The following is an 11,840-nucleotide window of genomic DNA, read 5'->3' on the forward strand; positions in this document are numbered from 1 at the left end:
CGGAACGCGCGGCGCGCGTCCTGCTCGGTCTTGGTGACGAAGGCGATGGCTTCGGGCGACAGGCCGGGTTGTTCGGACATGACGATCTCCTCTCAGGCGAGTTCGGGGGTGGTGGCGCGGGCATTGATCGCGCGCGCGGCGTCGAGCGGGCGTGGATCGACCCACGCGTCGAGCTCGAAATCGGCGTCGAGAAAGCCGTGGGTGAAGAGGAATTTCTTCTGCTGCTCGAACAAGGCGAGCCGATCGGCGTCGAGCGTCGGATGCAGCCCCTCGTGGAGCCGGGCATAGGCCTGATCGACCGCACCCGCGCTGCCGGCGGTCTCGAATTCCAATATCTCGCGCAGGCGGTTGGGCTGCGCCGCCACCCAGTCGGCGGCGCGCAGCGTCACCGCGAGGAAGCGCGCGACGAGATCGAAATGCTCGTCGAGCAACTGCTGGTGGACGGTGATCGGGCGCGGGGTCCCGTTGTTGACCCGAAAGCGACGGTCCGGGAGCGCGTCGAGGTCGATCGCGATCACCAGCCCCGCCTCGCGCGCCTGATCGAGCGCCGAGGCGCCCTTGACATAGATGGCGTCCACCTTGCCCGCGACGAGCGCCTCGATCGGCCACAACCGGCCGACGCCCGAGCGGCGCGGTTCGAGATCGCGGCCCGCGCCGCCGATGTTGCGCAGCCGGTCCTCGGTCTCGACCAGCTCGACATCGTCAAAGGTCAGCCCAGCCGAGGCGAGCACGCCCTTATAGCCGGCGAGCGACATGCCGCGCGCGATGCTGGTGCCGCGCACATGGCTCGGGATGTCGTTGCGGCTCCAGCCGGGCAGCGCGAGGCGGCGGCCCTTGAGATCGGCCGCGTGCGCGATCCCGGTATCGGGGCGGGTGAGGATCAGTTGGCTTTCCTCGATCCAGGTGAGGCCGACGAGGCGGGTCGGCTCGTGCTGCGCCCGCGCGGCGATCGCGAGCATGTTGCCGCCCTCGCGGATCAATGTCGGCAGGCGATGATCATAATGATGCCGCGCGAGTTCGGACCCCGATTCCTGCAGCGTGCGCAGGGCGATCCCGTCGCGCGCGAATTCGTCGCCGAGCCAGCCGAGCTTATAGGCGATCCCCGTCGCGGTCGGCACCGGGCAGCGCGTGAACCACAATTCGGTGAGTTTCTCCCGCGTCGGGGCCAAGCGATCGAGCGTCGTTGCCATTCTGAGCTCCTTGGCCAGCGTGTGACGGGAAGGGAGCAAGGCTCATGCCAAGCCGTGATTTCGGCGGAGTCGCGAAGGATGGGGGCCGCGCTGCGTTGATCGATGCGCGATATTCAGCAGCAATATTGGTGAGTTTTCACCGCTATTGCTGCGGCAACGGATCAGATCAGCCCGAAATTCTTGAGATGGGTCCGCACGACGTTGCGGGTGACGCCGAGCGCGCTCGCCGTCTTGATCTGGTTCGCGCCCGACATCTGAAAGGCTTCGCGCACCGCGATGTTGACGAGCCGATCGAGCAGTTCGGGATGCCCCTCGTCGATCAGGCGCGCGACGACCGGCCGGAGAATATCCTCGATCGACGTGGGCGCGGTCGCCGGGGGCGCGGCGTGCGGCTCGCCCGGCGGGGCGAAATCCTCGATCGCGATCGGCGGCGACAGCCCGAGATCGGCGACCTGGATCACGCCGTCCTGGTTGATCAGCGTCGCGCGGTAGATGGCATTCTCAAGCTCGCGGATATTCCCCGGCCAGTCATGCCGGTACAGCGCCTCCTCCGCCCGCGGCCCGAGGTCGAGCCGCCGGGGCGGGAGCTTGTCGCCATAGACCTGCAGGAAGTGCCGGGCGAGCGGCAGGATGTCGGCGCGCCGCTCTCGTAAAGGCAGGAGCGGCACCGTCACGACTTGCAGCCGATAGAAGAGGTCGGCGCGGAAGACGCCCTTTGCCACCGCCTGCGCCAGATCGACGTTGGTCGCGGCGATCAGGCGAACGTTGAGCGGGGTCGCGGAGCGCGAGCCGATCCGCACGACTTCGCGCTCCTGCAGGATGCGGAGCAACTTCACCTGCAGCGAGAGCGGAAGATCGCCGATCTCGTCGAGGAACAGCGTGCCGCCGTTGGCCGCCTCGAACCAGCCCGGCCGCGCGGCATGCGCGCCGGTGAAGGCGCCGCGCTCGTAACCGAACAATTCGCCCTCGATCAGCGTCTCGGAAAAAGCGCCGCAATTGACCGCGAGGAACGGGCCGGGCGCGCGGTCGCTCATCGCGTGGACATAGCGTGCGACCAGTTCCTTGCCGGTTCCCGTCTCGCCGATCACCAGGATATTGGCGTCGCTCGGCGCGGTGCGCTCGATTAGCGGCATCAGTGCGCGCGAGCGCGGATCGGAAAAGATGAACGCGCGCGCGCGGGCGCCGACCGAATGATGTTTGTCGCAGTCGAACGCCAGCACGGCGCGCCCGCCGGCATGATGCGCGGTCGTCACACCGACATCGGGACGCGTTGCGCGATCGGCTTGCGGGTTTGAGGCCATGATCTCCTCCGGGTCGTCGCGGAGGATAGCGTAGATTCATCCACTAAATAAGTAGGAATTAAAGCAGGCTCGATAGCTCAGCTTTCAGCGGGCGGCCGCGCGATACCGTTCCAGGCCGGCGCGTCGCGCCAGCGCGGCATCGAGCGGACGCGGATCGATCCAGCGCGCGACATCGACACGATGTTCGAGAAATCCGTGTAGCCACAAGAAGTTGGCTTGCTTCTCCAGCATGTCGACGCGATCAGGCGAGAGATCGGGGTGCAGCGAGCGATGGAAATCGCCGCGATACGCGGCCTCGACGCCGGATATGCCGGCGAGCGTCTCGCGCGCCAGGATGTGCTTGAGCTCGGCCGGATTGCCGGCCGCCCAGTCCGCGGCGCGCAGTGTCTGTTCGAGGAAGCGCACCACGATGTCGAAATGATCGTCGATCATATCGGCATGCACCGTGATCGGGCGCGGCGTGCCATTGTTCACCCGGGCGAGCCGGCTGGGATAGGAATCAAGATCGATCCCCACGACGAGGCCGAGCCGCGCCGCCGCTTCGGCCGCCGCCGCGCCTTTGATATAGACCGCGTCGACGCGTCCGGCGGCGAGCCAGTCGAGCCCCAGCCATAACCGGCGCATCCCGGCGGCGCTGGGCTGCTCGATCGGCGGGGCGGGGACCTCGACCAGCCGCGCCTCGCCGAGCGTCAGTCCACCGAGCGCCAGCGCGCTTTGAATGCCGTGGAGCGCCATGCCGCGCGCGATGCTCTCCCCGCGCGTGCGCGCGAAGCCCGGCAGCGCGAAGCGCAGGTTCCTGAGGTCGGCCGGCTCCAGGACCCGAGTGTCGGGGCGCACGACGATCGCCTGGCCCTCGTCGATCCAGGTCAATCCGATCACCCGCGTCGGGGCGCCGAGCGATCGCGCCGCGAGTGCCTGGATGTTCCCCGCCTCGCGGAAATGATGACGCGCCTGTCGTTCGGGGTCCGGCGCGACCAGCCTGAGGCCGCTCTCGGCGACGCGCTTGATCGCGATCCCGTCACCGGCGAATTCCTCCGCCATCCACCCCAACGCCCAGGCGATGCCCGAGGCCGCCGGGATCGGGCTTTGCGACATCCAGATCGAATCCAAAGCTTCCGGGCCACCCGCTGCGCGACAGTCAATTTCCATCTTCTTCTCCGCCGCCAGGCCGTGCCCTGTCACGACTCCGCGGTTGACGGGCTGATCGCAAGGCGCGTGCCAAGCGGCACCTTCGGCCCAGCCGGCGTATCGATCGACGCTTATCGGTGGAATTCGCGCAGCCGATGCCCGCGCGCTGCTTCATTTTGCGCAATTCGGGCTGCCGCCCCGGGCGCGCGGCGCGCGCATCCGCGGAAACGCGCGCTTGGCACGCGAACTGCATCGTCGGCAGCGAAAGGAATTGCGTGTGGCGACTGAAGGTAAATCATCGCGGCCGTGGGCGATCCTCGTCGCGGTGCTGGCGTTGCTCGGCGGTGCGCTCGCGTTCCAGTTGCACCGCGCCAGCGGCTCGGCCGCGCCGGTGCGAACCGTCAACATCGCCGGCATCGCTTATCCCTATGAGGGGCGGCAGGTCTATAACGGCCTGACCGGCATCATCATCCAGCAGGGCTGGCTCAAGCAGGAGCTGGCGAAGCGCGGCGTGGAGCTCGCCTTCACCCCGATCCCCACCGCGGTGGGCGGCCCGCTGATCAACGAGGGCTTCTCGGGCAAGCGCATCGACTTCGCCTCATATGGCGATTTTCCCGCGATCATCGCGGTCTCGGGCGGGGTGCCGCTCAAGCTCGTCGCGCCGGTCGGGCAGGGGCAGAATTCCTATCTGGTGGTGCGCAACGGGCTGCCGGCAAAGACGATCGCCGATCTCAAGGGCAAGCGCATCGCCTTGCATCGCGGGCGTCCGTGGGAATTGCCTTTCTCCAAATTGCTCGACGCCAACGGGCTGAAGCTCAGCGACTTCACGATCGTCAATATCAATCCCTCGGCGACGCCCGCCGCACTCGCGTCGGGCAATGTCGACGCGACCTTCCTGCTCTCGGACGGCCTGCTGCTGGAGCAGCGCGGTGTCGGCCGCGTCATCTGGTCGACCAAGCAGGCGCCGGCGGACTGGCGGATGCGCGCCGAACTGTTCGGCCGCGGCGATTTCGTCGACCGTAATCCGGAGCTGACGCAGATCGTCGTCAATGCCTTCGTGCGCGCCGCCGCCTGGTCGGCGCTGGAGGAGCATCGCGCCGAGGTGATCCACCAGGCCTCGCGCGGTGCCTTGCCCGAAGCGATCGTGGCCAAGGATTATGCCGAATCGGGCATTGCCTGGCGCGACCGCTTCTCGCCGATCTTCACCCCCGATATCGCGGGCCATTACCGGTCGGTCGCCGATTACACCTATGCGCGCGGCCTTGTCCGCAACAAGGTCGACGTCGATGCGCTGATCGACCAACGGTTCGTCCCGAACGCGTTGCGCGATCTGAAGCTTGACCGCTTCTGGCCGGCGGGGAGCGCGGCGGCAGCGGCGCCCGCGCCGGTTTCGACGGGCAAGAATTCGTGACCGCGCGCGCGCCGCTCGCGGCGCTGACCGCTCCTTTGGCGCTGCTCGCGCTATGGCAGCTCGCCGCGCTCTCCGGCGTGTTTCCGACACAGGTGCTGGTGCCGCCGGCGGATGTCGCGGAAACCCTGTGGTCGCTGGCGCGAAGCGGTGAGCTGGAGCGGCATATCGGCGAAGGCCTGTTCCGGCTCGGTCTGGGCTATCTGATCGGGGCGGTCGCCGGGCTGGCGTTCGGCGCCTGTATCGCGCTGTCGCGCCTCGCAGAAGCCGCGCTGGCGCCCGCCTTCCTCGCCGTCTGGCAGGTGCCGGTCATCGCCTTCGTGCCGGTTCTGGTGATCTTTCTCGGCATCGACGAGCCGTTCAAGATCGCGATCGTCGCGCTGGCGACCTTCTTTCCCGTCGCGCTGGCGACGTTCGACGGTATCCGGGGCGTTCCGAAAGCGTGGTTCGATGTCGCCCGGGTCTATCGCACCCGGATTCCCGACCTGATCCTGCGCATCCTCGTTCCGGCGACGGTTCCGGCGGTGCTGACGGGCATGAGGGTGGCGCTGACCCGCTCCTGGGTGGTGCTCGTCGCCGCCGAGCTGCTCGCCGCCGACAGCGGGATCGGACAGATGATGGAGATGGGCCGCCAGATGTTCCGCATCGACGTGGTGCTCGCCGGGGTGGTGGTGAGCGGTGTGATCGGCTTCGCGCTCGATCGCGGCGCCAAAGCGATCGAGCACCGCGCGACACGGTGGAAATACGCATGAAGCAAGTGCTCGCCCGCCCCGCCGCGCGGTTTGCGATCGGGCTTGTCGCGCCGTTGCTGTTCCTCGCCTGGTGGCAATGGCAGGCAAGCAGCGGCGGCGCGCGCGCGCTGACCTTCGCCCCGCTTCAATCGATCGGTGCGGCTCTTGTCGAGCTGGTCGCGGACGGCGCGCTGGCGCGCGACATGTTCGCCACCGTGTCGCGCAGCCTTGCCGGGCTGGCGATCGGGGGATCGCTGGGGATCGCGATGGGGGTGTCGATGGCGATCTGGCGACCGCTCGACCGCGTGCTCGGGCCGTTGCTCCACGCCATCCGGCAGGTGCCGCTGATCGGCTGGCTGCCGCTATTCGGTTTGTGGTTCGGCACCGGGCAGGGCACCGAGCTCATCGTCGTCTGCCTGTCCGCCTTCTTTCCCGCGATGCTCAACAGCTATGAGGGCGTCGCGCATGTCGAGCAGCGCTATCTTGATGTCGGGCGGCTCTACGGCTTCACCCCGTTCCAGCGGTTCCGCCTGTTGTTATTGCCCGCGGCGATGCCGCTGATTCTGACCGGCCTTACCCAGGCACTCGCCTTCGCGTGGATCGCATCGATCGCCACCGAGATCCTGCTCGGCGCAGGAAGCGGGCTCGGCGTCACGATGCAGCTCGCCCAGACCCAGCAGCGGCTCGACGTCATCCTCGTGGCGATCATCGCCACCGCCCTGTTGGGCTTCGTGATCAACACCCTGTTCCAGCGCCTGCGCCGCCATTTGCTGCGCTGGCAAGCCGCGCCGCTTTGAGGAGTTAGTATGTTCGTCGATCCCCGGCCGCCTTCCGTCGCTTCCACCGATCATGCCGCGCGCGGCGCGCTGACGATCGCCGATCTCGACAAGAGCTTCGCGATCGGGGGCGAGCCGCGGCGCGTGCTCGACAACATCAATCTCTCGGTAAAGGCCGGCGAATTCGTCAGCATCGTCGGCGCCTCCGGGTGCGGCAAATCGACGCTGCTGCGGCTGATCGTCGGGCTCGATGCCGATTATAGCGGCGAGATCCGGCTCGATGGGAACCGCATCGCCAGCACCAGCCTCGATCGCGGGATCGTCTTTCAGGATCACCGCCTGTTTCCGTGGATGACGCTGGCGCAGAATATCGAGCTGGCGCTGCTCAACACCGACACTCCCAAGGAGCGGCGCGCGCAGATCGTCGCCGATCATATCGCGCTGGTGAATTTGAAGGGCTTCGAACAGGCCTATCCGCATCAATTGTCCGGCGGGATGGCGCAGCGCGCGGCGATCGCGCGCGCGCTCGTCACCGAGCCCAAATTGCTGTTGCTCGACGAGCCGCTCGGCGCGCTCGATGCGCTGACGCGGGTGCACGTCCAGAACGAGCTGCAACGCATCTGGATGACGCAGCGCTCGACCGTGTTGATGGTCACCCACGATGTCGAGGAGGCGCTCTATCTCGGCGACCGGGTGGTGATCATGGCGCCCGATCCGGGGCGTATCCGGCGCATCGTCGACGTCGATCTGCCGCACCCGCGCGATCGCGGTGCCCCGCTGCTTCACCGGCTCAAGGACGAGATCCTCGCCGAGCTGACCGCGGCGCCGGCCGATCCCGCCAATCTCGTGCGCCTGCCGGGCCGGGAGGACCGCCGATGACCCGCAACGCCGCGCATCCGATCGAGCCCCTGTTCGTCGATCGCTGGTCGCCGCGCAGCTTCACCGGCGAGCCGGTGCCCGATGCGGTGCTGCTGAGCGCGTTCGAAGCGGCGCGCTGGGCGCCGTCCGCGTCGAATGTCCAGCCGTGGCGGTTCCTGCTCGCGCGGCCGGGCGATGCCGATTGGGAGACGTTCGTCGGGCTGCTGATGCCGCGCAACGCGCTATGGGCAAGCCGCGCGTCGGCGCTGGTGGTGATCCTGTCCGAATTGCGGCTCGAGCGGCGCGGCGTGGTGGTCGACAATGTCTCGCACAGTTTCGATGCCGGGGCGGCCTGGACCAATTTCGCACATCAGGCGCTGCTGCTCGGCTGGCATACCCACGGGATCGGCGGGTTCGATCGCGAGGCCGCGCGAACGCGGCTCGCGGTGCCGGACGATTTCGCGATCGAGGCGATGGTCGCGATCGGGCGGCTCGCCGGGCTCGATACGCTCGACCCCGAATTCCACGCCGCCGAAGCCCCCAACGGGCGGCGCCCGCTCGATGAGACGGTGTTCGCCGGGCGGCTTGGGGCACCGGCCTTTGCCAAGGAAAGGAATGCTGCATGACCGTGCGGATCTATTGGCAGCTCGATGTGGCGCAGCAGCCCGCGCGTGGCGAGATCGCCGCGCGCCCGGCCCCCACCGGGATCGCGCGCGACGTGCGCACGCGCGCGATCACCCGCTACGATCATTATGCGCAGATCGCGCAGGCCGCGGCGCAGACCGCGTTCGACGGCCTGTTCATCGTGCATCGGCCGCAATCGGACGATGCCGCGATCGTCGCCGCGGCGATCGCGCGTGAGGTGCCGCGGATCGAGTTCGTCGCGGAATTTCCGGCGTCGGCCGGGTCCGCGGTCTATGCCGCCAAGCAGGCGGTGACCTTCCAACGGGCGACGCGCGAGCGGCTTGGCTGGGCGATCGCGCCGTCGCGCCCCGCGGTGGAACGGGCGCATGACGGCGATCGCGTTCCCGACGAGGCGCTGGCCGCGCGGACCGAGGAATTCCTCACCGTCGCGCGCGGCGTCCACGGCCAGCATCCCTATTCCTTCGCGGGCCGCTTCTTCGAGGTCGAGGATGGCGGGTTCGATGCGCCGCTCAACCGCGTGCGCTTCCCGCGCGTGTTCCTGCAGGGCGAGAGCAAGGAGGAACTGGCGCTGTCGGCGCGCATCGCCGACGTCCATCTGTTCCGCGCGACCGGCTTTGCGACGCTCAGCCGCCAGATCGAGGCGCTCGACATGCTCGCGCTGCAGGCGCGGCGGTCGATCGGTTTCGGGCTGATCCAGCCGGTGCTCGCGCGCGACACCGGCGAGGAAGCGCATCGCGATGCGGCGCGCGCGGGTCTTCCCGAACAGGCGATCGTCGGCGATTATGCCGAGGTCGCCGATCGATTGGCCGCGCTCGCCCGGCTTGGTGTCGATCATTTCGTCCTGACCGGCGGTTCCTCGCTCGAGGAAAGCTATGTCGTCGGCCAGCACGTCCTTCCCCGCTTGCGCGCGCTGCTCGACGCGTCGCGCGCCGCCGCCTGAACCGAGGTGACCCCATGACGATCGATTTCTATTGGCGATTGCCGACCCACGGCTGCCACAGCAGCATCCGTTACGGGGCTTATGATCGCGGCGACTGGTCGCCGCTCGCCGCCGGCAACATCGCGCCGGGGATCGACGCATCCGGCGCGGACGACGGGTTTCGCTATATCGACCATCTCGCCGAGATCGCGCGCGCCGCGGAGGGCGCGGGGTTCACCGGCGGGCTGATCCCGTCCTTTCCCAATACCGACGATCCCTGGGTGATCTCGCCGCTGCTGGCGCGCGCCACGCGGACGTTCCGCTTCATGATCGCGTTCCAGCCGGGTTTCCTCAACCCGGTCCACGCCGCGCGGCTCTCGGCCAGTCTGCAACGCGCGACCGGCGGACGGACGGTGTTCAACATCATCACCGGCGGCGGCGGGCCGGCGCAAACCTGGTGGGGCGACAGCTTCAGCCACGACGACCGCTATGGCCGCACCACCGAATTTCTCGACGTGTTCAAGGGCGTGTGGACGCAGAAGGATTTCTCGTATCGTGGCCGTTTCTACGAGGTCGAGCACGGCGGTCTCGCGCCGCTCTTGGCGCATGAGGACATCCCCGAGATCTGGTTCTCCGGCTCGTCCGACGCGGCGCTGCAATCGGCCGCGAAACACGCCGATTACTATCTTTCCTGGCTCGAACCGTTCGACCAGCTCGCCGACAAATTCGCGCGCGTGAAGGAACGGACCGCGGCATTGGGCGGCGAGCAGAAATGCGCGGTGCGCGTCGACCTCGTCGCGCGGCCGACCGAGGAGGAAGCGTGGCGCGACATCCGCATCGGCTTCGAGCATGTCGGCGAGGAGCGTCGCCGGCAGGGCCGCGGCGGGCCGACCGATTCGGTCGGCGCCGCGCGCCAGCAGGCGCTCCGCCCGAGCGAGGCGAAGCGGTACGAGGATCTGATCGTCGCGCCCAACCTGTGGGGCGGTTTCAACCTGCTGCGCGGTGGCCCGGCGCTCGGCATCGTCGGCAGCTATGAACAATGCGCCGCACGGCTCGACGACCTTATCGCGCGCGGCGCGAACGCCTTCATCCTCGCCGGTACGCCGCATCTCGAGGAGGCGTGGCGCGTCGGGGAGGAAGTGCTTCCCTTGCTTGGCCGCAACCGGGATCTGTTGCTCGCCGCCGCCGAATAGCGATCATCAAACGCCTAAAAGGGGGAAGGGCGCCGGCGGTCATCCACCGGCGCCCTTTTATTTTGCGCGACGACGCGAGCGGGGCGTCAGAAGCGGAAGATCACCGATCCGCCATAAGTGCGCGGGTCGCCCCATTCGACGGTGTCGCCGGTGATCCCTTGCACCGGATTGGCCTGCGGCAGCGCGTGATTGCGGAAATCGACGTCGAACAGATTGTCGATATAGGCCGAAATGGTCACGCGATTGTCGGCCGAGGTGAAACTGATCCGCGCATTGGCGATCGTATAGCCGGGCTGGGTCAGCAGATAGCGGTTCACCCGATCCTGCGGGGTGATGTAATAATATTGCAGCGACGTATAGCGCGCATCGGCCTGGAGCTCGACGTTGCCGCTCCGCCCCGCCGGGATGGTATAGCTTGCCGCGCCGTTGAGCGTCAGCTTGGGCGCGCGCACGAACCGCGCGCCCGACAGATTGGCGCCGCCGTTCACGACATTGAGCTCGTCATATTTAGTATCGAGGATACCGACCGCGCCGTTGAGCCGCAGCCGCGCAAGCGGTTTCGCCTCGATCTCGAATTCGGCGCCGTTGACATGCGCCTTCCTGGCATTCTGGAGATAGGATACCGTCGCGCCGCCGACCGCGCCGGGATTGGGCCCGACCACGTTGATCTGCACATTGTCATAATCATAGTGGAAGGCGGTCGCGTTGAAGGTCAGCCGGCGATCGAACCATTGCGACTTATAGCCGAGTTCATAGGCGTTGAGCTTTTCCGGCGCGACCACCAGCAGCGCGGCGGGCAGCGTCGCCGCGGTATTGAACCCGCCCGATTTCACGCCGTGCGAGAATTTGAAATAGATCAGATTGTCGCGATCGACCTGCCACGAGGGCGTCACGTCATAAGTGAATGCGTCCCAGGTCTTGCGCAAATCGCCCGAAAAGGTGCCGGGGCCGCCGAACCTTCCGGTATAGCTGTTCCACCAATGCGCATAATTGCTCCAGCTCGTCGCCGCGGCATTGGGCGCGGCCAGCCGGTCGAAATCGAGCGTCTTGGTCTCGCGCGTCCAGCGGCCGCCGAGCGTCAGTTTCAGCGCGTCGGTGAAATTGAACGTGCCGCTACCGAACGCCGCGCCGCTTTCCGCCTTGTGGTGATAAGCGGTCAACGCATAAGCGGCGGGCGCGGTGCTGCCGGGAAGCGCGGGCACCGCCCCGGCCGGCAAGGTCGCCGAATAAGCGTTCGAGACGATCTTCTCGTTGAAATAATAGAGCCCCGCGATCCAGCTCAGGCGATCGTCCTGCCGCGAAGCGAGGCGCAGTTCCTGCGTCCATTGCGCGCTGCGCGCGGTCGTATAGCCGCGTGAGATTTCGAGCGGGGTATAGTCGCTGTCGTTGGCGCCGCGCGTCTTGAACCGCTCATAGCCGGTGATCGCGGTGAGCGTGACCCCGCCAAGCGTCCAGTCGAGGTGCAACGACCCGCCGAGCTGCTTGTTGCGGCTATATTCGGGGGCGTTGTAATTGACCGTATCCTTGTCGGTCGGCGGCGCATAGCCGTTGCGCAATATGCCGCTCGCGGCATAGCTGGCGGTGGTCCAATAGCTGCCGTCGGTGCTGTAATCGCGATAATGGACGCTCAGCAGCGCCTGGAAATTGGCGGTCGGCGCGAACAGCACCTGCCCGCGCAGCACTTCGTCGCG

General features: G+C 67.4%; 11 protein-coding genes. 7 read left to right on the forward strand and 4 right to left on the reverse strand.

Annotated features, from left to right (window positions below; genetic code table 11):
• Positions 1 to 92 precede the first annotated feature (92 nt).
• From BGN95_RS04885 to BGN95_RS04895, 3 genes are all read right to left on the reverse strand, one after another.
• Entirely contained in the window at positions 93 to 1,190 is a 1,098-nt protein-coding gene (locus BGN95_RS04885) for an ABC transporter substrate-binding protein (protein WP_286771815.1), read from the reverse strand.
• Positions 1,191 to 1,351: 161 nt separating this feature from the next.
• On the reverse strand, positions 1,352 to 2,491 hold the full coding sequence (locus BGN95_RS04890) for a sigma-54 interaction domain-containing protein (protein WP_286771816.1): 1,140 nt from the start codon (positions 2,489 to 2,491) through the stop codon (positions 1,352 to 1,354).
• An 84-nt stretch (positions 2,492 to 2,575) separates the two neighbouring features.
• Positions 2,576 to 3,586: an ABC transporter substrate-binding protein gene (locus BGN95_RS04895; protein WP_265311496.1), complete on the reverse strand. Its 1,011-nt coding sequence runs from the start codon at positions 3,584 to 3,586 to the stop codon at positions 2,576 to 2,578.
• Between the two features lie 310 nt (positions 3,587 to 3,896).
• On the opposite strand from BGN95_RS04895, the gene BGN95_RS04900 reads away from it, so the two are divergent.
• The 7 genes from BGN95_RS04900 to BGN95_RS04930 are packed head-to-tail and all read left to right on the forward strand — an operon-like array spanning position 3,897 to position 10,149.
• Positions 3,897 to 5,030, forward strand: a complete 1,134-nt coding sequence (locus tag BGN95_RS04900) for an ABC transporter substrate-binding protein (RefSeq protein ID WP_286771817.1) — start codon at positions 3,897 to 3,899, stop codon at positions 5,028 to 5,030.
• Positions 5,027 to 5,779, forward strand: a complete 753-nt coding sequence (locus tag BGN95_RS04905) for an ABC transporter permease (RefSeq protein WP_286771818.1) — start codon at positions 5,027 to 5,029, stop codon at positions 5,777 to 5,779. The genes BGN95_RS04900 and BGN95_RS04905 overlap by 4 nt, the downstream gene beginning before the upstream one ends.
• A complete protein-coding gene (locus BGN95_RS04910) occupies positions 5,776 to 6,555 on the forward strand; it encodes an ABC transporter permease (protein ID WP_286771819.1) in 780 nt (259 codons plus the stop codon). Before BGN95_RS04905 ends, BGN95_RS04910 begins: the two co-directional genes overlap by 4 nt.
• A gap of 9 nt (positions 6,556 to 6,564) precedes the next feature.
• Entirely contained in the window at positions 6,565 to 7,413 is an 849-nt protein-coding gene (locus BGN95_RS04915; RefSeq protein WP_286771820.1) for an ABC transporter ATP-binding protein, read from the forward strand.
• Entirely contained in the window at positions 7,410 to 8,018 is a 609-nt protein-coding gene (locus BGN95_RS04920; protein WP_286771821.1) for a nitroreductase family protein, read from the forward strand. Before BGN95_RS04915 ends, BGN95_RS04920 begins: the two co-directional genes overlap by 4 nt.
• Positions 8,015 to 8,977 (forward strand): LLM class flavin-dependent oxidoreductase, encoded by a 963-nt coding sequence (locus BGN95_RS04925; protein WP_286771822.1) that lies wholly within the window; start codon positions 8,015 to 8,017, stop codon positions 8,975 to 8,977. Before BGN95_RS04920 ends, BGN95_RS04925 begins: the two co-directional genes overlap by 4 nt.
• Before the next feature lie 14 nt (positions 8,978 to 8,991).
• On the forward strand, positions 8,992 to 10,149 hold the full coding sequence (locus BGN95_RS04930) for an LLM class flavin-dependent oxidoreductase (protein ID WP_265311489.1): 1,158 nt from the start codon (positions 8,992 to 8,994) through the stop codon (positions 10,147 to 10,149).
• A gap of 86 nt (positions 10,150 to 10,235) precedes the next feature.
• Here BGN95_RS04930 and BGN95_RS04935 read toward each other — a convergent pair.
• The coding region (locus BGN95_RS04935) for a TonB-dependent receptor (RefSeq protein ID WP_286771823.1) at positions 10,236 to 11,840 on the reverse strand (1,605 nt) is incomplete at its 5' end.

This window comes from Sphingomonas sp. 66-10, from assembly GCF_001897045.1.
In the GTDB taxonomy this organism is placed as follows: domain Bacteria; phylum Pseudomonadota; class Alphaproteobacteria; order Sphingomonadales; family Sphingomonadaceae; genus Sphingomonas; species Sphingomonas lycopersici.